Annotated in this window: 20 protein-coding genes; 11 read left to right on the top strand and 9 right to left on the bottom strand. The window is 68.1% G+C overall.

Features of this window, described 5'->3' with window-relative positions:
• Nucleotides 1-32: 32 nt before the first annotated feature.
• The 5 genes from VEC57_07165 to VEC57_07145 form a co-directional block, all read right to left on the bottom strand.
• On the bottom strand, nt 33-911 hold the full coding sequence (locus tag VEC57_07165; protein ID HYB98903.1) for a matrixin family metalloprotease: 879 nt from the start codon (nt 909-911) through the stop codon (nt 33-35).
• 72 nt (nt 912-983) lie between these two features.
• Entirely contained in the window at nt 984-2,528 is a 1,545-nt protein-coding gene (locus VEC57_07160; GenBank protein HYB98902.1) for a phosphatidylserine/phosphatidylglycerophosphate/cardiolipin synthase family protein, read from the bottom strand.
• Nucleotides 2,529-2,563: 35 nt separating this feature from the next.
• Nucleotides 2,564-4,141: an endonuclease/exonuclease/phosphatase family protein gene (locus tag VEC57_07155; protein ID HYB98901.1), complete on the bottom strand. Its 1,578-nt coding sequence runs from the start codon at nt 4,139-4,141 to the stop codon at nt 2,564-2,566.
• A 717-nt stretch (nt 4,142-4,858) separates the two neighbouring features.
• Complete coding sequence (locus VEC57_07150; protein ID HYB98900.1) at nt 4,859-6,121, bottom strand: phospholipase D-like domain-containing protein; 1,263 nt, start codon at nt 6,119-6,121, stop codon at nt 4,859-4,861.
• A gap of 178 nt (nt 6,122-6,299) precedes the next feature.
• The gene (locus VEC57_07145; protein ID HYB98899.1) at nt 6,300-7,268 is read right to left on the bottom strand and encodes a DMT family transporter; all 969 of its coding nucleotides are present in this window, start codon (nt 7,266-7,268) and stop codon (nt 6,300-6,302) included.
• A 70-nt stretch (nt 7,269-7,338) separates the two neighbouring features.
• Between VEC57_07145 and VEC57_07140 the strand changes: the two genes are divergently transcribed.
• The 5 genes from VEC57_07140 to VEC57_07120 are packed head-to-tail and all read left to right on the top strand — an operon-like array spanning nt 7,339 to nt 11,024.
• Complete coding sequence (locus VEC57_07140; protein ID HYB98898.1) at nt 7,339-8,361, top strand: ABC transporter substrate-binding protein; 1,023 nt, start codon at nt 7,339-7,341, stop codon at nt 8,359-8,361.
• Between the two features lies 1 nt (nt 8,362).
• Complete coding sequence (locus VEC57_07135) at nt 8,363-9,031, top strand: SCO family protein (GenBank protein HYB98897.1); 669 nt, start codon at nt 8,363-8,365, stop codon at nt 9,029-9,031.
• 28 nt (nt 9,032-9,059) lie between these two features.
• On the top strand, nt 9,060-9,530 hold the full coding sequence (locus tag VEC57_07130) for a hypothetical protein (protein HYB98896.1): 471 nt from the start codon (nt 9,060-9,062) through the stop codon (nt 9,528-9,530).
• Complete coding sequence (locus tag VEC57_07125; protein HYB98895.1) at nt 9,527-10,291, top strand: ABC transporter permease; 765 nt, start codon at nt 9,527-9,529, stop codon at nt 10,289-10,291. The genes VEC57_07130 and VEC57_07125 overlap by 4 nt, the downstream gene beginning before the upstream one ends.
• A complete protein-coding gene (locus VEC57_07120) occupies nt 10,275-11,024 on the top strand; it encodes an ABC transporter ATP-binding protein (protein ID HYB98894.1) in 750 nt (249 codons plus the stop codon). The genes VEC57_07125 and VEC57_07120 overlap by 17 nt, the downstream gene beginning before the upstream one ends.
• A 64-nt stretch (nt 11,025-11,088) precedes the next feature.
• Here VEC57_07120 and VEC57_07115 read toward each other — a convergent pair whose 3' ends face one another.
• The gene (locus tag VEC57_07115) at nt 11,089-11,577 is read right to left on the bottom strand and encodes a hypothetical protein (protein HYB98893.1); all 489 of its coding nucleotides are present in this window, start codon (nt 11,575-11,577) and stop codon (nt 11,089-11,091) included.
• A 308-nt stretch (nt 11,578-11,885) separates the two neighbouring features.
• Nucleotides 11,886-12,356, bottom strand: coding sequence for a DUF4112 domain-containing protein (locus VEC57_07110; protein HYB98892.1), 471 nt, complete (start codon nt 12,354-12,356; stop codon nt 11,886-11,888).
• A gap of 134 nt (nt 12,357-12,490) precedes the next feature.
• Here VEC57_07110 and VEC57_07105 point away from each other — a divergent pair, with 134 nt between their 5' ends.
• The 6 genes from VEC57_07105 (at nt 12,491) to VEC57_07080 (ending at nt 20,983) form a co-directional block, all read left to right on the top strand.
• Nucleotides 12,491-13,711, top strand: a complete 1,221-nt coding sequence (locus tag VEC57_07105) for an argininosuccinate synthase (protein ID HYB98891.1) — start codon at nt 12,491-12,493, stop codon at nt 13,709-13,711.
• 59 nt (nt 13,712-13,770) lie between these two features.
• Nucleotides 13,771-15,276 (top strand): argininosuccinate lyase, encoded by a 1,506-nt coding sequence (argH, locus tag VEC57_07100; protein ID HYB98890.1) that lies wholly within the window; start codon nt 13,771-13,773, stop codon nt 15,274-15,276.
• Nucleotides 15,273-15,695: a hypothetical protein gene (locus VEC57_07095; GenBank protein ID HYB98889.1), complete on the top strand. Its 423-nt coding sequence runs from the start codon at nt 15,273-15,275 to the stop codon at nt 15,693-15,695. The genes argH and VEC57_07095 overlap by 4 nt, the downstream gene beginning before the upstream one ends.
• Before the next feature lie 10 nt (nt 15,696-15,705).
• Nucleotides 15,706-16,656: an ACP S-malonyltransferase gene (locus VEC57_07090; protein ID HYB98888.1), complete on the top strand. Its 951-nt coding sequence runs from the start codon at nt 15,706-15,708 to the stop codon at nt 16,654-16,656.
• Nucleotides 16,657-16,780: 124 nt separating this feature from the next.
• Complete coding sequence (locus VEC57_07085; protein ID HYB98887.1) at nt 16,781-18,388, top strand: ATP-binding protein; 1,608 nt, start codon at nt 16,781-16,783, stop codon at nt 18,386-18,388.
• Nucleotides 18,389-18,583: 195 nt separating this feature from the next.
• Entirely contained in the window at nt 18,584-20,983 is a 2,400-nt protein-coding gene (locus VEC57_07080) for a choice-of-anchor L domain-containing protein (protein HYB98886.1), read from the top strand.
• A gap of 312 nt (nt 20,984-21,295) precedes the next feature.
• On the opposite strand, the gene VEC57_07075 is transcribed toward VEC57_07080, so the two are convergent.
• Entirely contained in the window at nt 21,296-22,090 is a 795-nt protein-coding gene (locus VEC57_07075; protein HYB98885.1) for a DUF4215 domain-containing protein, read from the bottom strand.
• A 147-nt stretch (nt 22,091-22,237) separates the two neighbouring features.
• The gene (locus VEC57_07070) at nt 22,238-22,798 is read right to left on the bottom strand and encodes an SgcJ/EcaC family oxidoreductase (protein HYB98884.1); all 561 of its coding nucleotides are present in this window, start codon (nt 22,796-22,798) and stop codon (nt 22,238-22,240) included.
• Nucleotides 22,799-22,857 lie beyond the last annotated feature (59 nt).

Genomic DNA, 22,857 nt, shown 5'->3' with positions numbered 1-22,857 from the left:
ACGCGAGCTTCGGATGTGTATCAGTCGCGGCGCTAGAGCCGGCAGCGCTCGCGCAAGGCCGCGATGTCGCCGGGCGTCGGCTCCACCGCCACAGTGGCGTTCAAGCCGTACATGATGGCCTGCGGGTCGTCGTCGTGCTCGAGGCCCAGCGCGTGCCCGAGCTCGTGCGCGAGCACGTGCACCAGGTCCTTCTCGCCGATGAACTCGAAGATGTAGATGCGCGTGCCGTCGCGATCGCGCACGTAGCGGCCCTGCTTGAACTCCTGGCCTGCCGTCGCGTTGATGGCCTCCACGTGCTCGTTGACCTTGTGGGCGAGCTCGTTGTAGCGGTTGGCGAGCGCGTTGGCTTCCTCGGCCATCGCATTGACACGCAGGCGCTCCTCTTCGAGCGCCGCGGCCGACTCTTCGAGCTCCTCGGCCTCGAGCCGCAGCGCCTGCAGCTGCGCTCCGGTGGCGCCGCCGCGAGCGTTCCATCGCTTCACGTCGCGGTTGTGTTCATCCAGAAGCCGGTCGAACTCCGCGCGCGCCTCCAGGTACTTCTTCTGTGCGCGCTCGTGCCTGTCGATCAGCGCCTCACGGCGCTCCCGTACCTGCTCGGCGGTCTCGCTGACCCGGTCGATGACGTCCTTCCGCTTCTCGTTGGTCGTGGCCGTCTCCTGGCGCTCGTCGTAGACGAGATGGACGGCGATCTCGCCGTCGGCGGCGTAATCGAAGAGGTTCCTCCCGGCGGCCTCCTCCCAGACTGCCTCGGCCTGTCGCATGGCCTCCATCAGTTCGTGACGCGGCAGCCCGAAGCGCAGATCCAGTTCGCCGATCCGATAGGTCAGCGGCCGCCCGCACGGATCGGCAAGGGTGGGAAGAAGGAAAACCCCCGCAAGCAACAACGTCCCCACACCGAGTCTGCTCAACATCTGCTCCCTCGCCCCGCGGCCGTGCCACCCGCGTCCTCGCGTATCGCACGGAACGGCCGCGAAATCCGCCGCCTACAGAATCGGCGAGAATCCCACGAAGTCCTTCGCCGCCTTCAGAACGGTCCAGTACGCGCCCAGCGCCGCCCACTCCTCGGGCGTGCAGTGATCGCGCGGGCCGAAACGGACGGCCACGCGTCCATCCTCACCCCGCACGGCCCTGCCCGCCGAATCGCGTTCGATCCGATACTCGAAGAGCTCGGGCGCCCCGCGCGCGATTGCGGCGCGGGCAGTGGCTTCGACCTGACCCGCGACCTGCTGCGACCACGCAGCTGCCATCACTTCGCTGTTGAAGGCCATGCTGACGGGATCGAGATTGTAGGTGCCGACCAGCGCCACCTCTCCGTCGAAGGTCACGGCCTTGGCGTGCAGGTTGTGCTCGCGCCCGGCCACGAACAGGCGCAGCGTCGGCACGCGCGCGAGCAGCTCGGGCCACTGCTCGAGGAAGAACGCCTGACTCAGGGCATTGTCGCTGGAAACCGGGCTGTTGGTGACGAGGGTGATGGCGACGCCGCGCGCCGCGGCATCTTCGAGCGCGCGCACGCCCTGCTCGGACAGCACGACGTACGGCGTCTGCACGAAGATCTCGCGCGTGGCCGCCTGCACCAGCCGCCACAGGCCCTCGGTGATCTGGTCGTCGGGGGCGTTGAAGCGGGTGTGGCTGTCCAGGATGCGCGTCTCGGCGCGCAGCGGCGGTGCGGGCTCGCGCAGCAGCGCGCCGCGCAGCCGCGTGTGCTCGCGAAGCTGCGCGAGCCAGTCGGCGCTGTCATCCGCCGCCTCCGGATCCTTGCCGTGCAGCCAGCGGTCCATGGCGGCGTAGGCGCGCAGCAGCTCGGAGCTGCGCGAGGCCTCGGACTCGGCGCCGCTGGCGGAGACGGCATCCTCGCTGGCGAACTGATGCTCGAACGCGCGCACGAGCGCGGCGGCCACCGGCTTGCTGTCGATGCGCACGTCGACGTCCTTGAAGGCATGATCGTCCTTGCGTGGGTCGGAGAAGTACTCGACGGCGATGTTGCGGCCGCCCGTCAGGCTGCGCCTGCCGTCGATGACCATGATCTTGTCGTGCTCGCTGGCCACGATCGCGCTCGGTCGCAGCGTCAGCAGCCCTTCGGTCCAGCGGCGCCACAGCGGGCGGTAGGTGCGCAGGCTGACGCGCTTGCCGGCGCCGAGCTCCTGGAGATAGCCGTTGCCGGCGATCTCGCGCGACATCTTGGTGCCGAGCGCATCCAGGAGCATGCGCACGGAAACGCCGTTGCGGGCGCGCTCGAGCAGATGCCCGAGGAACGACAGGCCGAAGATGTCCTCGTGCAGGATGAAGTAGCTGACGTCGATGCTGTGCTCGGCGCTCTCGAGCAATCGCCAGCGCTCGGCCCACGCCTCGGTGTTGTCGGTGAACAGCCGCAGCGAAGCCTCCTGACCGGGACCGGGCAGCGTCTCGAAAGTCTCTCGCAGGCTCAGGCCTCGCTGGAATGGCGGCAACGGCGGCGGTGCCGGCTCGGGACGCTGCGGCCAGGAGGCCCAGAGTGCGGCGCCTGCGGCGACGACGAGCAGGCCAAGCATCAAGCGCGCCGGCTGGATGCGGCGCCACCGCGGCGTCACAGCAGGGGCGCTCTCCGTGCACCCGCAGCGGACGGATCCCTCACCGGCATGCGCGTCGACTGAGGCTGTATGGCATGCTCTGCCGAATCGGCGGCGCGTGCTGCGATCAAACGGTCCACATGGCCAGCATAGAGCGGCAGGCTCGTGGCAGCGACAGGTTCGGCCCCGGCAGCGCCAGACAGCGTGGCGACCGCGGAGGCATCGCGCCCTGCCTGCGCCGTCGCGAGCAGCGCGCGGAATCCCGTCATGGCCACCAGCCATTCCCGCGAGGAATCGCCGCCGGCAAGGTCGCAGTGCACGATGCGTTCGAGCTGCCGCTCGCGGATGCGGTCATGTCGGGCACGGCGCTCGGCCAGGCCGGCACCGCCGATCAACGTCAGGTTGGCCGTGAGGCCGCGATGGTCGGAGGCGGTGCTGCCGATGACGCGGATGTCGCGCGCGGCAAGATCGACCGATGCCAGCACGGCATCCAGCGGCCACTGAGGCGCGGCGGCCGGATAGGTCGGCCAGCGGTTGAGCGAATCCAGGCCGTGCTCGGCGGCGTAGCTGACGCGCACGTCGGCGAGCGTGTCGCTGGTCAGGATGTCCATCGTGCGGTCGCTCGCGAAGAAGCGGCGCTTGCCGGTAAGCGAGGTCGAGACCGCGTTCAGATCGCCGAGCAGCAGCGTGGTGCGGGCGGGATCGATGAAGCGTCGCAGGATGTGCAGGGCCTGCCGCTCGCGCGCCGCGGCGTGGAAGGGGTCCAGGTGCGTGACCAGAACGTCGACGTCGCGATCGGCGGCACGCACGGTCGCCTTGATCACGCCGCGCCGCTCGCTGAGCAGGCTGCGCCAGCCGCCGATGCGCAGCGACGGCAGCTCGGCGGCCGCCGCCGCGGCCTCGCACTCGCCGTCGTCCGTGAGAAGGCAGGCGCTGGCGGAGACGATGGGCAGGCGGGTCAGCAGAGCGTTGCCGAAGCGGACATCGAGGCCGGGGAAGCTGCGCCTCCATGTCTCGCCGCGCACGACGCCGTAGGCATGGCCGCTGATGCGCTCGAGCTCGGCGGCCATGAATGCGGCCTGATCGATGCCCGCGCTGCGGCGCGAGTCGAAGTCGACCTCATTCAGTGCGACGACGTCGGCCGGCTCGGCCGATCCGCCGGCGATGTCGCGCGCGATTACCCGCAGGTTGGCCTCGACCTCCTCGCGCGCGCGTCGCAGCGCGTGCTTCTCGCCGAGGCCGCTGTGGATGTTGTAGGTGACGACACGCAACGCGGGGGCAGCGCCGACGGCTGCAGATCGGGAGGCCGTTTCCAGTACGTCGGGCGCAAGAGCAGATGCCGCGTCGCGGGGGCCGAGCACCCGGGCCACCATAACGCCTGCGTCGGCGGCACCGGTCTGCTCCTTGGAATGTGCGCCGCCCGTACCCGCATCGGGCTCGGTCAACCACGGTCGCTGCGCGTGGTCGCAGATGGCGGCGCGGCCGGAACCGGCGTCGATGGCGCGGCCCGCGGTTGCACCCGGCAGAGTCAGGAAGAATGCCGCGGCAGCCAGGGCGCCGGCGCGGCCGGCGCGACAGAACCGTCGCGCGGTCACCGATTGATCCATGTCGAACGTGAAAGGGGCCTCCCGAAGCTCCCGATGCTACGCGAGCGCTCACCGTCAGTCATGCCGATTTTCGATGCCGCGTCGCCGCATCGCCGTATCGCCGCTTGGCGCGCTCGCTGCGCGTCCATTCTTCCGCCAGCGCAAAGTGGACACCGAAAAAGAGAAACCCCGCGCTCGGGGTCGCCTGCACGCTGCGAGCCTGAGCACGGGGTCTCTCTTTCATTGGCTATCGGTCTGAAACCACCCGTGACCGACCGCCAATTCCTTCCCTTCGTCCCCCGTGAAACCGCCCCCGCGGCTCCCCAGGTTCCCCACTTTCGAAAGCGTGGGCTCTCCTCGAACCGCCGCTCCCCAACTCGTCCGCCTCCCCTGCCGTTCCCTCTTCGGCTTCGCGCGAACGATGGCTGTGGAAGAGCAATGCGCGGGCCAGTTCGGCGGCACGAGCCATGACGGCGGAATGTCGACGTTTTGCTCGATGGTGGAGCGGCGAGGTCCCACAATGAAACGGCCGGCGGCGGATCGAAGCGAGGCGGCATGTCCCAGCTTGATGCGCGAGCGACGCGGCATGCGCTGCAAGGGGCCGGCGGTCACGGCCGCGAGCAGGGAAGGGATGAGTCACACGCGGCGCCCGATGCCGTCGACGAGTCCCACGCCTGCGTGCGATGCCGTCGACCAGTCACGGCTGCAGGCGGTGCCAGCGATGCGTCACAGCTGCGAGCGGATGGGAGCGATGACGATCTCGGAGAGCTTCTGCCGCAGCGGCCGCTGCTTCCACATGCGGTAGGTGTACTTGCGGGTACGAGCGAGGTCGCGCTCGAAGACCGCCGTCATCTCCTCGGCGAAGACGGAGTCGTAGACGTTGAGGCTGGCTTCGTCGTTGAGCTCGAAGGAGCGCATGTCGAAGTTGGTGGAGCCGGCCGAGACCACGCGCCGGTCGAAGATCAGCATCTTGCAGTGGAACATCGTCGGCTCGTACTCGTGGATCTCCACGCCGCCCTCGAGCAGCGGTCCCCATGCGCGCTTGGAGGCGATGCCGACGGTGACCGCGTCGATGTGGCGGTCGGGAAGGATGATGCGGATGCGCACGCCGCGCTCGCGCGCACGCAAAAGCTCCTCGCTCATGAGCTGATCCGGCACGAAGTAGGCCGAGGCGATGTCGATGCTGCGCCGGGCCGCGGTGATGGCGGTCAGGTACATCAGGCGCATGCTTTCGCTGCCTCCGGCAGGCGAGCTCATGAAGAGATGGGCCTTGAGGGTGCCTTCCTCGCGCAGCGGCGGGAAATAGTCGATTCCGTGCAGCACGCGGCCGGTGCTCTTGATCCAGTTGTCCAGGAACGCCGCCTGCATCTGGGCTACCACCGGCCCACGCACCCGAAAGTGGATGTCGCGCCAGTGCTCGGCGTCCTGCGCATGCCCCGTCCACTGGTCGGCAATGCCGACGCCGCCGGTGAAGCCGACCGCGCCGTCCACGAGCATGACCTTGCGATGGGTGCGGTTGTTGAGCCGCCCCAGGTTGTACCACCGCAGCGGGTGATAACGCTCCACCTCCACACCTGCGCCGCTCATCATGTCGAGGAGCTCCTTGTCGATCCGTGCGCTGCCGAGCCAGTCCAGCATCACGTGCACGCGGACGCCGGCGCGAGCGCGCTCGGTCAGCGCCTCGGCGAAGCGCCGGCCGATCTCGCCCGACCAGTAGATGTAGGTCTCCAAGGTGATCGTGCGCCGCGCATCCGCGATGGCCGACAGCATTGCGGGAAAGATCTCGTCGCCGTTCTGCAGCGCCTCGATGCGGTTGCCGGCCAGAATGGCCGGCCCCAGCAGGGCACCCATCTCGCGCTCGAGCTGTTCGTCCTCGGTGCCAAAGAGCGGCTCCATGCGCCGCTGAATCTTCTTTTCGGGCCGCGACAGATTGATGGCGACGAAGACGACCACCAGCGTTCCGACAATGGTGGCCAGCGTCTCGAGCATACCGGCTCACGTTACAGCGAGGCTGCGCCGCCAGCCACCGTGTGGTCATGGCCGAGCGCGCGCCGAGACCGTTCGCGCACCCGTGACAGCCATGCTTCGTGCGGCCGGGGACCCGCCGGTCTCACCGGCGGGCAGGCATGGGCGAACCTGCGCATGCGCCGCAGCGACGTGCGTGCATTCAGGGCGACTCGGTGAAGGCGGCGCCTTCGACCAGCACTTCGGTGCGTGCGCGGCGGTCGGTGCGCACGATGCGGGTGATCGACCCGAGCACGATGGCGCCGCCCGCAATCTGCATCGCCCCGATGCTCTCGCCCACCAGCAGCCAGGCGCCGGCGGCAGCGATCACAGGCACCGCAAGCAGGATCATCGAGGCGACGAAGGCCGGAACGTGCGCGTGCGCCCAGTTGGTCAGCACGTGCCCGAGCGTGCCGGGGAAGATGGCGATGAACGCGAGCACCAGCCATTCCCAGGGCGCCGGTGAGCCCAGCTCCTGCCGCGTCGCGATCGTGATGGCGGCGATGACGAAGCCGGAGACGGTCGTCATTCCGACGACGTAGTCCCAGGCGCGCACGCTCTGGCGGAAGCGCTTGGATGCCAGGAAATACGCAGTGAACGCGAAAAGGTTGACGAAGGCCATCGCATCGCCGACGAGGCTCGAGCGCGTCGCGTGCGGCGATCCCATCACCACCATGGCCGTTCCGACGAAAGCCACGCCCGACCACGACACCGCCGCGCGGCTCGCCGGCTCCCCGAACATGCGCCGCGCCAGCAGCAGGACCAGCGCCGGCTGCAGCGCGCCGATGATGGTGACGTTGGCAACGCTGGTGAGCTTGAGACTGACGAAATAAAGGATCTGGTGGATGCTGAACAGCGCGCCGCCGATGATGGACGCGCGCAGCCACTGCGCGTCCAGCCGCCGCCGCATGCTCGGCGCGAGCATCGTCAGCCACAGCGCCGGAATCGCCAGCCACAGCCGGTACGTCGCGGTAGCCAGACCGCCGGTGGACACGGCCTTGATCGCCACCGCGCTCATTCCCCACATCAGCACCGTGGCGCCGAGCGCCGCCATGCCGAGCACTTCGCGGCGCCGCTCTTCCTGCACCATCGAGCGCGCATGACCCGAGCGATCGGTGGTAGCAAATCGCACGATCGGACCATTTGCTTGCCGCGACTTTCGTGGGCATTCATGCCCGGATGATCTCTTGCATGGCGAGAGCATGCTGACGCGCAGGCAAGTGCTCAAGATCGGCCTGGCGGCCGCGGCGCTGCCGTGGACTGCGGCCTCTTGCACCAACGAGCAGGCCGATGGGCCGCTGCAGGTCGGCGGGCTGCCGGTGACGTGCAATCTGACGCTGCCGGTGGCGTGCGCAGCCAAAGCGGCCGCCAACCGCGGCGCGGCGCCGGGCGCGGCGCGATTCGAGTACGAGTACAGCAAGTACAGCGGCTGGCCCGAGATCAAGGAATCGCTGATGGCCGGCCGCATCCAGGCCGGCTACATGCTGGCGCCGCTCGTCATGGACCTTGCCGACAGGAAGATTCCCGTGAAGATCGTCTCGCTCGGCCACCGCTCGGGCGCCGTCATCATGGTGCGGACGGATTCGCCGTATCACACGTTCCGCGGCCTGGCAGGCAGGCGCATCGCCATTCCGAGCCGATTCGCCGTCGACTTTCTTTTCCTGCGCAAGATGCTGGCGGAAGAGAACATGACGGTCGACCAGATCGAGATCGTCGAGATGGCGCCGCCCGACATGCCGGCGGCGCTGTATGCGAACGCCGTCGACGCCTATTGCACCGGCGAGCCTTTCGGGGCCGCCGCGCAGCGCGCCGGTTATGCCAGGCCCATCCGCATGACGCGGGATGAGTGGCCGAAATACATCTGCTGCGTCCTCACCGTGCGCGAGGAGCTGATCGCCGCCGACCGTCCGCTCGTGCAGGACCTCGTCAACCACGTGCTGGGAGCCGGCGTGTGGCTGGACCAGCAGCAGGCCAACCGGGACAAGGCGGCCGAAATTGCTGCCGGGCGCGACTTCTTCAATCAGGATCCCAACATCATCAAGTTCGTGATGGAGAACCCGACCGACCGCGTCACTTACGGCGACCTGCGAATGATCCGATCCGAGTTCGAGGAGCTGATGCAGCTGTCGGTGGAGGCCGGCACGCTCGCGCACCCGGTGCCGTACGAGACCTACATGGACGAGAGTTTCGCCAGGAATGCGCAGCCGATTGCGATCCGGATCTGAGATGCGAGCCGGGACGGTCTTTCCGCTCGTCCTTGCGGCGGCGCTGTCGCTTGCGCCGCTGGCGGTTGCCGGGCGCGTCGAGGGAGCGCCGGCGCTGGAGGCCGGCACGTCCGATGAGCAAACGCCGCCGCTCGAGGCAGGCGGGCCCGGTGAGGAACCGCTTCCGCTCAAGGCCGGTACGTTCAGCCCCGCGCGCATGGCGCCCGATTTCCGATTGCGCGGCTCGGACGGGCAGGAGCTGACGCTCGAGCGCTTTCGCGGCAAGGTCGTCGTGATCTTCTTCGGCTTCACCAATTGCCCGGCGGTCTGCCCGACCACGCTGTCGACGCTGGCCCGGGCGCGCAAGCAGCTGGGCGCGGATGCCGAGCAGGTGCAGATCGTGTACGTCACCGTGGATCCGGAACGCGACACCGAAGCGCGCATGCGCGAGTACCTCGGCGGCTTCGATGCGACGTTCGTCGGCGGCACCGGCAGCGAGGACCAGCTGGCGGCCGTGCGGCGCGATTTCGGCATCTCGGCCACGCGCGAGAACGTCGGTGCCAGCTATATGTACAGTCACTCGGCGTCCACGCACCTGATCGACCCCGCAGGCAGGCTGGTCGCGCTGATGCCGTACGGGCAGAGCGCCGAGGACTACGTGCACGACCTGCGCATCCTGCTGCGGAAGTGAGGCCGAGGTGCGGGTGCGGCAAACACCGGTGGCCAGAACCTGGGCCCGCCGCGCCGGCGCCGGCGCGGCCGTGATCGTGGCGATGCTGGCGGCGGTCGCGGCCATGGCTCCGGTGCAGTCCGCGAGCCGCGACGAGCTGTTCGAGATCCCGAACGGAACCTGGCAGCGACGCATGGCGGGCGAGGACCTGAGCATCCTGCCCGAGAACATCCGTCTGACCCTTGGCCTTCGCGACGTCCTGGTCCTGCGCAACCTCGATGACGTGCCCCAGATTTTCGGGCCGACGCTGATGATGCCCGGCCAGAGCTTCCGGCTGCCGTTCGCCGTGGCCTCGAGCTACCAGTTCGATTGCACCGCCCATCCCAGCGGTCAGATGACCGTCATCGTCGATCCGTATCCCGACACGCCTTGGGCGCGCCTCCTGTGGCGCATTCGCGAGCTGACGCGGCCTGCAGCGGCAGCGGGCGGCGCTGCGGCGGCCGGCGACAGCGCAGCATGAACGGTCTCGGCAAGTACCTTCCGTCGCTGGCGGTGCTGGCGATGCTCCTGGCGGTGTGGTGGCTGACCGTGACCGCCAGCGGCAGCGTCATCTTCCCGACGCCGTGGCAGGTGGTGACGGGAACGCTCGAGCTGGTCGCCGACGGCACGCTGTTCGAGCACATCGGCGCTTCGCTGTTCCGCGTCGGCGCAGGATTCCTGCTGGCGGTTTGCGTGGCGCTGCCGCTGGGGCTGTGGATGGGATGGGTGCGAGGCGCCTTTCGGACCCTGAACCCGCTCTTCCAGATCCTGCGGCCGATCTCGCCGATTGCCTGGATTCCTATCGCGATCCTGTGGTTCGGCGTCGGCAACGCCTCGCCCATCTTCCTGATCTTCATCTCGTCGGTCTTCCCGATGGTCGTGCAGACCACCGCCGGCGTGCACACGATCGAGAAGCGCTATCTGCAGGCTGCCCAGAACTTCGGCGTCTCGCGCTACACGCTGTTCACGCAGGTGATCATCCCGGCCGTGCTGCCGCAGATCATCGTGGGCATGCGCATCGGCCTGGGCGTGGCGTGGCTGGTGGTGGTGGCGGCCGAGATGATCGCGCTGCGGTCGGGGCTGGGCTATCTCATCATCGATTCACGCAACGCCGGGAACCGTTACGACCTGGTCATCGCCGGCATGATCATCATCGGTCTGATCGGGCTGTTGCTCGACGGGATCATGCGGCTGCTCGAAGGGCTGAAGTGGGTCAAGTGGCGCTATGCGCACCAAGATTGAAGTCAGCGGCATAACCAAGGGCTTCGTCACGGACAAGGGGCCGCTGCCGGTCGTCGACGACGTCAGCTTCACGGTGGGCGACGGGGAGCTGGTGGCGATCGTCGGTCCTTCGGGGTGCGGCAAATCGACGCTGCTCAACATCGTCGCCGGCTTCGTGCGGCCCGACCGCGGAAGCGTGCGCATCGACGGCGTCGAGCACACTCGTCCGAGCCCGGATGGCATCGTGATCTCGCAGCACGGATCGGTGTTCCCGTGGCTGACCGTCCGCAGGAACCTGATGTTCGGCCTCAACGGTCACGCCCACGGCGACAAGGCCGGCCTGGCCGACCACTATGCCGGCATCGTCGGCCTCAAGGGCTTCGAGAACAGCTACCCGCACGAGCTGTCGGGAGGAATGCTCAAGCGCGCCGAGCTGGCGCGTGCGCTCGTCGTCAAGCCCGAGATCCTTTACATGGACGAACCGTTCTCGGCACTCGATGCGCTGATGAACCTTCGCATGCGCGGCGAGCTGCTGCGTATCCTCGAGGAGGAGCGGCACACGGTGCTGCTGATCACGCACGACGTCGAGGAGGCGATCCACATGGCCGATCGCGTGCTGGTGCTTTCGGAGCGCCCGACGCGCATCCAGTCGAGCTTCGACGTCCCTTTCCCGCACCCTCGCAAGCTGACCAGCCCGCAGGTCCAGGACCTTCGCATCGCGGTGCTGCGCGAGCTCGGCGTCGATCGTTCCTGAGGCGACGGCAACGGCGGGGCCGGGAGCGATCCCGGCCCCGCGTCTTCGGCCGTGGTCGGTGAGGCTACTCGCCCGTGTTGCAGCTCGAGCAGCAGGTCGGCGACAGGTTGGCCACGCCGCCGGCGGCTTCGCAGCGCGCGGTGTCGCGGGTGATCCTGCACTGGCTGGATACCAGGCAGTCGGTGTCGGCGCTGCAGGTGATGTTCGAGTCGTGCGAGCACACGCCTTCGACGCACGTGCCGTACTCGTGGATCGTGCAGGTGGAGAAGCCTTCCTTGCCGCACACCGACTTGGCGGCGCAGCGCTTGAGCTTGCCTTTGCACCTGGTCGGCAGGCCGTCGGCCACCAGCTCCTTGACCACGTGCGCGACGCAGCTGACGTATCGGCCGTGGTTGGTCTGCTCGCTGCACGGACAGCGCGCCTCGACGCGGTCCTGGAACTCGCAGCGCCACTCGTCGCACGTCAGCTCGGTTGCCTGCGCGTTGGCCGTCGTTGCGGCGGCGATCACCAGGCCCAGCGAGAACACGACTCCAGCCATCGGCTTCATCATCATCGTCTGTCTCCTTTTGCCCCGACGTTCGCGCGCATTCTCCGGCCAACGCCAGTCGCGCCCGACGATGACGTCAAATTAGGAGTTTTCCCGATGACGGTCGAGCCAGCGAAGCGCGAACGAGTGGGCGCGCTGGCCAGGTGAGGGCCGTCATCCGGCGAAGACGGCGAAAAAAGGGCCAGCGCGCACGTCTGCTTCGCGAGCGGGCGCGGCGGGGCCGCGATCGTGCGAGGTCCAAAGCGTGCCGCGGATGATCAGAAGACGTCCGGCCAACCGACCGCCGCTCAGCAGGGCCAGCCGACCACTTCCGCTCAGGCGAGCAGAGCGCGTACCAGCAGCACGGCCAGAACCATCGGGATCATGAGGACGGCAAGCATGACCATCGCAGCCGTGATCAGGAAGATGCTGTCTCGGACCGTGGCCTGGCGGGGCGCGACATCGTAGCGCTGCAGCAGGGTCAGGTTGCGGCGATTGGCCTTGAAGACGACGTCGAAGACGTCGCCGAGAACGGGGATGGCGCCGACGGCCGCGTCGACCGCGACGTTGAGGACCATCCTGGCAATGACGGGCTTGGGCACGCCGCGCTCGTGAGCCAGATACAGAAGGGAGAGGCTGGTGCTCGTCGTGATGAGGTCGCCGATGCCGGGGATGAGGCCGAGCACGGCATCGAAGCCGACGCGGAACGACGTGCCGGGCAGGACGAAGCCGTCGTCGAGAAAGAGGACCAGCCGCTCGGCCCAGGCTGGAACCTTCGAGCCGGCGCTGGCGGTCGTGCGAGGCATCACCATCGCCTCCAGTCTTCGCATCGTCTCGCGGCATCAGCCACCACCCGGCCCAAATTGCGCCCGACCCGGTTGCACACGAAATGCACGGCCGAATTGGACCTGTCGGCTTTTTCCGGCGAAAACCTGCTGCCGTGAGCACCTCGACATCCCCGAAGAAGATCGCGCTCGCCTACAGCGGCGGGCTCGACACCTCCGTCATCCTCAAGTGGCTGATCGAGCAGTACCAGTGCGAGGTCGTGGCCTACATCGCCGACGTCGGGCAGGACGAGGACCTGGAGGCCGCCAGGCAGAAGGCGTTCAAGACGGGCGCGGTCGAAGCGTACGTCGAAGACCTGCGCGAAGAGTTCGTGCGCGACTTCGTCTTCCCGATGCTCCGCGCGGGTGCAGTCTACGAGGGCACCTACCTGCTCGGCACCTCGATCGCGCGGCCGGTCATTGCCAAGCGGCACATCGAGGTGGCGCGGCGCACCGGCGCCGATGCCGTCAGCCACGGCGCCACCGGCAAGGGCAACGATCAGGTGCGCTTCGAGCTGACGTACGCGTCGCTGGCGCCCGACCTCAAGGTGATTGCGCCGTGGCGGATCTGGGACCTGAATTCGCGCGCCAAGCTTTTCGACTTCGCGGAGAAGCACGGCATTCCGCTGCCGATCACGCGCGACAAGGGCTACAGCATGGACCGCAACGTGCTGCACATCAGCTTCGAGGGCATCGAGCTGGAGGATCCCTGGCAGCAGCCGCGCGAAGACATGTTCGTGCTGTCGGTGTCGCCCGAGCAGGCGCCCGACAAGGCCGAGTACGTCGAGATCGAGTATCGGAGCGGCGACCCGGTGGCACTGGACGGCAAGGCGATGGGCCCGTTCGAGCTGCTGGCGGCGCTCAACAAGATCGCGGGCAGAAATGGTGTCGGGCGCGCCGACATCGTCGAGAACCGATACGTCGGGATGAAGTCACGCGGCGTCTACGAGACGCCGGGCGGAACGGTGCTGACCATCGCCCACCGGGCGCTGGAGTCGCTGACGATGGATCGGGAAGTCATGCATCTTCGCGACTCGCTGATCCCCCGCTACGCCGAGATGGTCTACTACGGCTTCTGGTTCGCGCCCGAGCGCGAGATGCTGCAGGCGGCAGTCGATGAGTCGCAAAAGTCGGTGAACGGGACGGTGCGCATGAAGCTCTACAAGGGCAGTGCCACGGTGGCCGGGCGCAAGTCCGAACAGTCGCTGTACGTGCCGGCGCTGGCGACGTTCGAGGAGGACGAGGTGTACACGCAGGCGGATGCCACCGGCTTCATCCGCCTCGCCGGCCTGCGGCTGAAGGTGCGCAACATGGTGCAGTCGCGGCGCGGGAAGTAGCGGCAACGACAGGGACCCGCTGGACCTGTCCCCATTTTCGCGAAACAAAGCGCCTCGTAGTGGCCAAGAAGAAGACAGCGGCTTCCAAGAACCGTACGACCAGATCCACAGGCACCGCCGCCGTCGCGGACATGCCCGCTGCCCCCGCCGACGCCACCAACCGTTCGTGGGGCGGCCGCTTCGACGCCGCGCCCGATACGGCGATGCAAGGCTTCACCGCATCGATCGGCTTCGACCGCCGGCTGTATCGCTACGACATCCGCGGCAGCGTCGCGCATGCGAACATGCTGGCAGCCGTCGGGCTGCTCACCAAGGCAGAGGCGCGCAAGATCGAGATCGGCCTTCGCAAGATCGAAGCCGACATCGACGCCGGACGTTTCGTCTTCGACGTTGCCGACGAGGACATCCACATGGCGATCGAGCGCCAGCTCACCGCCGCCATCGGCGATGCGGGCGCCAAGCTGCATACTGCGCGGTCGCGCAACGATCAGAGCGTCACGGACCTGCGACTCTACGTGAAGGACGCGTTGACTCAGATCGACGGCGCCATCGACGATCTGCAGCGTGCGCTGCTGGAAGTCGCACTGGCCAACGAGTCGGCGGTGCTGCCCGGCTACACGCACATGCAGCGAGCGCAGCCCGTGCTGCTCGCCCACCATCTGCTGGCTTATTACGAAATGCTCTCGCGCGACCGCCAGCGCTTTGCCGCCGCCCGCGACCGTGCCGACGTGCTGCCGCTCGGCGCCGGTGCCATCGCCGGCACGACGCTGCCGATCGATCGCGAGCACGTCGCACGCGAACTCGGCTTCGCGCGCGTCGCCGAGAACAGCATGGACGCGGTGGCCGATCGGGACTTCGTCATCGAGCCGCTGGCGGCGGCGGCAACGCTCTTCAGCCACCTTTCGCGGCTGTCGGCCGAGATCGTGCTGTGGGCGACCAGCGAGTACGGCTTCGTGCGCCTGCACGACGCATTCTCCACCGGCAGCTCGATGATGCCGCAGAAGAAGAACCCCGACATTGCCGAGCTGGTGCGCGGCAAGACCGGGCGCGTCTACGGAAACCTCGTGTCGGTGCTGACGGCGGTCAAAGGGCTGCCGCTGACATACAACTTCGACCTGCAGGAGGACAAGGAGCCGCTCTTCGACAGCGTCGACACGACTCTTTCTTGCCTGACCATCCTTGCAGCGATGGTGCGCTCGCTGACTTTCGTCGAGGACACGATGCGGACTGCGGCATCCGATCCGATGCTGCTCGCGACCGACCTTGCCGAAATCCTCGTCGCGCGCGGCATGCCGTTTCGGCAGGCGCACGCGGTGGTGGGAAAGATCGTTCGCCACTGCCTCGACAGCGGCAAGGCGCTGACCGAGCTCGACTCGCGCGAGCTTGCGGCATTCTCGCCCTTGCTCGGTGCCGATGCCGATCGGCGCGCCGGGGAGACCGTGGCCCAGCTGCTGACGCTCGACCGCAGCGTCGCGCGCCGCGCTTCGCTCGGCGGCACCTCGCCGGCACTGGTCAAGCGACGACTGCGGACGCTGGCCAGGCGCCATGGAGTGCGCACGCCATGAGTCGTTTCGCGCTGACGGCGGCCGCGCTGATGCTGGTGTGTGCGTGCGGCCTTCGTACCGCTCCGCGCCCGCCCGAGGACACGGCCCCGGTCATGGAAGGCCAGGTCACGGCCCAGGCCAGCGATGGAAAGGTCGAGCTGACGTGGAAGCGCGCCGACCGCAGTGCCGATGGACGACGTCTCGAGGACCTCGCGGCGTTCGTGGTCGAGCGGGCGGAGCAGCCCGGGGAGTTCGCACCGGTGGCGCGCGTCGACGTCGTCGATCAGGAGCGCTTCCGGCGCCGCACGCGCTTCCGCCACGTCGACGATCCGCCTGCCGGCGCAGCCACGGTCTGGTATCGCGTGCGCGCCGTGACGGCCGACGGGCAGGAAGGCCCGCCGAGCGCGCCCGCGGCGATCAGCCCGCCGGCGGCCAACTGAGCGCGCGTTCATGACGACTGCCGTCGCTTTCGTGTTCCCCGGCCAGGGCTGCCAGCGCCTCGGCATGGGCCGCGACTTCGTCGAAGCCTTCGCCGAGTCCGCACGCGTGTTCGAGGAAGCTTCCGACGCCAGCGGGCTCGACCTCGCCGCGATCTGCTTCGCCGATGAGACGAGGCTGGCGCTGACCGAGTTCCAGCAGCCGGCCATTCTCACCGTCGAGATCGCCATGTGCGAAGCGCTGCGCTCGCACTTCGGCGTCCATCCCACACTCTTCGGCGGCCACAGCCTCGGCGAATATGCGGCGCTCGTGGCCGCCGGCGCGCTCGCGCTCGGCGATGCGGTTCGGCTGGTGCGCCTGCGCGGCCGCCTGATGCAGGAAGCGGTGGCGCCGGGCGAGGGAGCCATGACGGCGATCTTGCAGCGCGATCTCGACGTCGAGGCGCTGGCCGAGCTCGTCGCGCCCATGAATGTGGACATCGCCAACCACAATGCGCCGGATCAGGCCGTCATCAGCGGCACGGCCGGCGACGTCGCGCGAGCGGTGGAGGCAGTGCGGCAGCACCCGTCGTGGAAGGCCAGGACGATCGCGCTGCGCGTCTCGGCGCCCTTCCACTCGCGCTACATGCAGCCCGTGGCCGAACCGCTGGCGGAGGCGCTGGCGGAGCTGCCGCTTACGAACGCGTCCAAAGCCACCTCCGTCCTGTCCAATACGAGCGGCGGTTTTCACACGGGATCACGCCCGGCGCTCGAGGACGCGCTGACGCGCCAGGTGACGGCCACGGTGCAGTGGGTCGCCAACATGCGAGCGCTGCTCGGACGCGACGCGCGCATTCTCGAGGTGGGCCCGGGCCGACCGCTGCGGGGTTTTTTCGCGTCCGTAGGCACGACCATCGCGTCAGTGAACTCGGTGTCAGCAGCCGAAGAGACCGCATCGCAGGTCCACGGCGCGGACCATTCCTGAGCCTCTGCCGGAAGCGACACCGCGCCGCCACTTCCTTCGTTTCCGCGCCGGCGCGAACAAACGGCATGGCTGCGTGGCAAACTCCGCGCTAGCTTGGGAGTGTGCGAGGGGGGCTTGGCACACGATGAACCGTGGTCGAATTCTGCATTTCGAGGACAACGCCAGCGACGCCTTTTTGATCGGCCATTGGCTGAGCGCCGGCGGCATCGATGCCGACGTCACGCTCGCCTCCGACGCCGACTCCTACCGCAGCTGTCTGACGAGCGGCGAATACGACCTCGTCCTGGCCGACAGCAGCGTTCCTGGAATGGCGCCTCTGGAAGCCCTGCACCTGGCCCGCCAGCTGCAGCCGGATGCCCCTTTCGTCTGCCTGTCGGGCTCGGCCGAGGAGAACAACGTCAAGGCGATGCTGGCGGCCGGCGCCGCCGACTACGTCCTGAAGGACCACGAGTGGCGGCTGATCGCGGTGGCACAGCGCGAGCTGCGTGTCGGGCAGGACAAGCGCGAGCAGCGCCGCATGAGCGATCACATGCGCGCCACCCGGCGCCTGGTGCGCGCGGTGCAAGACCTGGCCTCCGCCCCCAGCCTCGCATCGGTTGCCACGATCGTGCGCAGCGCGGCGCGCGAGATCGCGGCCGCCGACGGCGCCACCTTCGTCCTGCGCGAGGGCGACTACTGCCACTACCTCGCCGAGGATGCCGTTGCGCCACTGTGGAAAGGCAGTCGCTTCCCCATCACCAGCTGCATCAGCGGCTGGAGCATGCTGCGGGGCCAGCCCGCGATGATCGAGGACGTTCTGGACGATGCGCGTGTGCTGCCGGAGGTCTATAGGCCGACGTTCGTCAAGAGCCTGCTCATGTTGCCGATCCGGCGCACCAGTCCGGTCGGCGCGATCGGCGTCTACTGGGCGCGCAGGCATCGCGCCGAGCCTCACGAGACCGAGCTGCTCCAGGCGCTGGCGGAGACCGTGGCGATGGCCATGGAGAACACTTCCGCGCGCAGCGAGCTCGAGCAGCGGCTGCAGGACCGGTCGCGTCAGCTCGAGGTCGTCCAGCGTGAGCTGGACGCGTTCTCGAGCGCGGTGTGTGCGCAGCTGCAGGCGCCGCTGCAGGCGATTCGCGCGGCCACGGAAATCGTTGGCGGCGATGCCGCCGATTACCGTGCGCGGCTCGAGCAGGCGCGCGTCACCGGCGAAAGCATGGAGCGCCTCGTCGCGAAGATGCTCGAGCTGGCCAAGATCAGCCGGGCACCGCTGCACGCGCGTCACGTCGACCTGGCGGCGATCGCCCGCAGCGTCGTCGAGGATCTGCGCACGAAGCATCCCGACCGACTCGTGAACGTCGAGGTCGACGAGACGATGCCCGCGGTGTGCGACGCGGATCTGCTGGCGACCGTGTTCGAGAACCTGCTCGACAACGCGTGGAAGTACGCCGGCAACGCGGCGTCGCCGCACATCCGGATCGGCTGCGAGATGCAGTACGACGGCAGCAAGGCCTACTTCGTCCGTGACAACGGCGTCGGCTTCGACATGAAGCAGGCCGGACGGCTGTTCGCGCCGTTCGAACGCCTGCACGATGCGCGCGAGTTCCCCGGCGACGGCACCGGCCTGGCAGTCGTGCAGCGGATCATTCACAAGCACGGCGGGCGGCTGTGGGCGCGCGCCAGTTTCGGCAACGGCGCCACGTTCTACTTCACCATCGCCGATCCCGTGTCGGCACCATCGATGGTCTGATATCTGTGGCTTCTGCCCCCCATCGGCACGCGTCGCGGCGAAAAACCGGCGCAGATGGTCCGCGCCAGCGAATGTCGTCTTGACCGCGCTCACCGCCGGCGGATAAAAGCCCGCAGCTTCAGGTGGGGATCCGGACGAGTGCGAGAGCTCCCCTTCTCGCATCGTCCTTCGTTTCAGGGGGTTCGAGGATTCAATATGAACACGCGCTGGATGCGCGGCCGTGCGGCCGCTGCCTCAGGCATGAACGCGGCGGCGCTCGCTCTTGCGATGCTCGCGCCCGTACACGCTCTCGCTCAATTCGAAACCACGACAACGCTGCCGCCGACGACGACGTCCACGATTCCGACGCCGACTACGCTGCCGCCGACGACGTCGACGACGTTCATCATCACGACGACGACGAGCACCACATCGACGACCTTCTTCACGCCGGAGTGCGAGGTGCCCGAGGGCGCCAACCTCGTCGTCACCGATCTGACCGATGGCCTGACCCCCAACGACCTTGCTGCCGCGCTGGTTGGCGCGGGCGTCACCGTCTCGAACGTCACGCTGACCGGCGCACCGATTGCCGCGGGACGCTTCGCCGACTCCGCCGCCGCCACCGGCATTCCCACCGGCGTCATCCTCAGCTCCGGATGCGCCAAATCGGCAGCCGGCCCCAACGATGAGGACGGCTACACGGTGCACCTGAACGAGCCCGGGGACGCCGACCTGTCGGGCCTGATCGGCGGCGCCCCGACCAACGATGCCACGGTGCTGGAGTTCGACTTCGTGCCCGACACCGACACGATCCAGGTGCGGTACGTGTTCAGCTCCGAGGAGTACAATGAGTACGTCAACTCGTCGTACAACGACGTGTTCGGCTTCTTCGTCAACGGCGTCAACAAGGCACTGCTGCCCGACGGGGTGACTGTCGTTTCGATCAACAACGTCAACGGCGGCAACCCCTTTGGCAGCAACGCGTCCAATCCTGCGTTCTTCCGCAACAATGATCCCAACGATCCCGCCGCCACGCTCGACATCGAGCCCGACGGCCTGACGGTGGAGCTGGTGCTCACGGCGGTGGTGAACCCGCAGGTGACCAACCACTTCAAGATCGCGATCGCCGACACCGGCGACCGTTCGCTCGACAGCTGGATCTTCCTGCAGACGGGCAGCTTCACCTCGGTCGAGAACTGCACGAACCAGCGCGACGACGACGGCGACGATCTCGTCGACGCCAACGACCCGGACTGCTGGATCTGCGGCAACGGTCGCACCGATCCGGGCGAAGGCTGCGACGACGGCGGCATCGAGCCGGGCGATGGCTGCGATCCCTTCTGCGCCGTCGAGGCGCCGCAGCTGTGCGGCAACGAGGAGATCGACAAGGGCGAGACTTGCGACGACGGCAACACCAGCTCGGGCGACGGCTGCGACGACCACTGCCAGATCGAGGTGCCGCCGTCGACGTGCTCCAACGGCTGCGTCGAGCAGGGCGAGGAATGCGACGACGGCAACACCGCCACCGGCGACGGCTGTGATGCCGGCTGCGACGTGGAGCAGTGCTACACGTGCGGCGTGCAGAGCGTGACGACGACGACCATCGGGGCCACGTCCGCTCCCGAGTTCCCGCAGTGCACCGGCCCGTCCGTGTGCGCACCCAGCGTCGGCGCGTCCTGCGATGACGGCGACCTCTGCACCGTCGGCGACAGCTGCGGCAACGGCGGCACCTGCGGTGGCGATGCCGTCATCATTCCAGCGGCGTGCCGCTGGGTGATGGTGGGTGGCGATCCGACGCGGCGAGTGCGCGCACGCACGCGCGGCCAGACGGAAGTCGCCGGCGACATCTGCGGCGAGGAAACGATCATCGGCGAGACCTCGACGACCACCGGCGACGTGGTCGGCATGTTCGCGACCGGCAATGCCGTCCGCATCGGACCGGCCGCCGCCATCAGCGGCGATGTCGTCACCGCCGGCGGCGCGGTGAAGGGCAAGCCCTCGGGCTCCATCCTGCCCGACGTGGCGGTCGACGAGATCGCCGGCGGCGCCACCGTGGCCAAAGGCGCCGGCGTCTATGACACCACCGGCTCGCACGCGCAGGTCGCGGCCTGCAATGATGCGCAGGCAGACATCGACACGGCGGCCGCGCTCCTCGATGCGCTGCCCTCGACGACCGACCTCGGCAATGTCCACATCAGCGGCGGCTCCTCGCTGACGCTGGCGCCGGGCACGACGCCGGGCGTGGTGGCGGGCGGCCTGAACGTGATCGACATCGAGCGCTTCACCAGCGGCAACGAGGCCGATCTGATCCTGGACGGCGGCGGCAACGCCGACACGGTCTACGTCGTGCGCGTGGCCAAGAAGTTCGACCTGCACTTCCGCGGCGGACTGCTGCTGGCCAACGGACAGCAGGCCAGCAAGGTGATCGTCTACGGCAAGAACAAGTGTAAGTTCGGCGAAGAGGTAACCGGCTCCGGTACGGTGATCTGCCCCGAGGGCAAGCTGCTCATGGAAGAGCGCACCACCTGGACCGGCGCCCTGCTGGGCGGCAAGCAGATCGTCCAGCTGCGAGACAGCGGCAACCTGACCCACGTCCCGCTGCAAGTCGGACCGTAACAACAACGCAGAAGGCACCTCCTCCCACGCAACGGCGGAGGTGCCTTCTCCTACTGCAGACCTGTCGATCGAGCGCGAACGCGGGCTGGTGGCCCGCCGGAGCGGCGGACGAGGAGCGCAACGCAGCGGATGCCCCGCTCCGCGCCCTCCGCCGCCCTACAGGCAACCGTTGTCATCGAGCGCGGAGGGCGCGCAGTGGGGCAGCCGCAAGGCGCGCGACGAGGACGACGCGGAGGCGGGCTGGTGGCCCGCCGGAGCGGCGGACGAGGAGCGCAACGCAGCGGATGCCCCGCTCCGCGCCCTCCGCCGCCCCTACAGGCAACTCAGGTCGATGGTAAAGGCGCCAGCGTCGCCCTCGAAGCCGTCAACGACGATGTAGTAGATCTCCCCCGCCGCCGCGACGAACTGCGCCTCGTCGTCTCCGTACGCGATGCAGTTGCCCGGCTGACAACCCAGCCCGTCGTCGAGAAGCACGAACACGTCATGATCGACGCCGGCTTCGGAGAAGACTTCGACGAGCACGTTCTCCGCGAAGTCGGGCAGGAAGACGTACGTGTACTCCCGTCCGCTCTCGAACCAGTCATCGCAGCCGTAGAACTCGACGCGATCGGTCGAGCCTTCCTCGAGCGTGTCCCAGGTGTCGGTATCGTCGCACAGCAGCTCCACGTCGGCCTCGCACGTGCCGCCTTCGAGCAGGCAGTCGGCGCTGCACCCGTCGCCGTTGAAATTGTCGCCGTCGTCGCAGTCTTCGCCGAAATCCAGGAAGCCGTCGCCGCAGAACGGGATGGTGGTCGTCGAAGACGAGCTCGAGGAGGTGCTCGTGGTGGTGGTGCTGGTGCTGACGACGCAGCTCGGGCACTGGAGCGGCACCGGCTGATCCACCGCGACCTTCAGGCACACCAGCGCATCGGTGGCGCTGATGGAGAAGGACCCGTTGGTATCGCAGACGCACAGCTCGCAGTCGGCCAGGCCCACGCCGGTGCGCAGTATGTAGAGGCAATCGGAGGCGGTCGGCTGACTCCCGCTGGTGACGGGTTGCGAGCAGTCACCGAAGGCGGCCGCGGCGGCGCCGGGCGCGAAAAGGCCGGCGCCGATGCACGCAGACACAACGAAGCAGCGAATGTTCCCGGATGCGCTCACCTGTCGTCCCTTTGCCGGACGCATCCAAGGCGGCGCCGGCCAGGAACGAGTCTAACGGGGCGCGCGCGCACGCGGCCATAGCATGGCGGACAAAAACTCCCAGGTGGGAACGGGCTACTGCTTTCTGGTCGCAGGCTCCTCGGCCTGCTCGGCCGCGGCTTCGTCCTTCTTGTACGGAAGCGTGGTCGGGATCATCAACCGGCTGGCGGCGATCCACCACTTGCCGCCCTCGCGCATCAATACCGAAGTCAGCAGACCACGCCGCTCGGGAACCTTCTGCCCCGTAGGAGCGATGATGCCTTTGACGCTGTAGGTGCCATCCACCAGCGCGACGTCGTTGGAGATGAACCACACGCCCGCGATCTTCAGATCGAGCGTGGTCTCGGAGAACACGGTGCCATGCTGCTTGGTGAACAGCGTGCGGACTTCCTCGCGTCCCTTGGCGACGTTGCCGTCGGGCTCGACGTGATCGCCATCGACCGCCCACAGGTCGGCCATCCCGTTGACGTTGTGCTTGTTCCAGTCGGCGACGAACGTCTCGTAGAGCTTCCGAATCTCGGCGTCGCCCTTGACGTCGGAGCGCACGCCGCCGCCGGCGCCGAAGCCGGCAGCCTGCTCCGATCGTGCGGCGATCAGGACGAGGGCAAGAAACGCAACGCGCAGCGACTTCGTCATGGCATCCTCCTGGTTTTCCCTGTCTCTTCCGGGCTCGCGTCCGGCTTCGCGAAGCTCTC

Source organism: Candidatus Limnocylindrales bacterium (assembly GCA_035626395.1).
Classification (GTDB): Bacteria; Desulfobacterota; Binatia; order UBA1149; family CAITLU01; genus DASPNH01.
The sequence above is the reverse complement of the archived record's forward strand: the minus strand, read 5'-3'. Positions and strand labels throughout refer to the sequence as shown.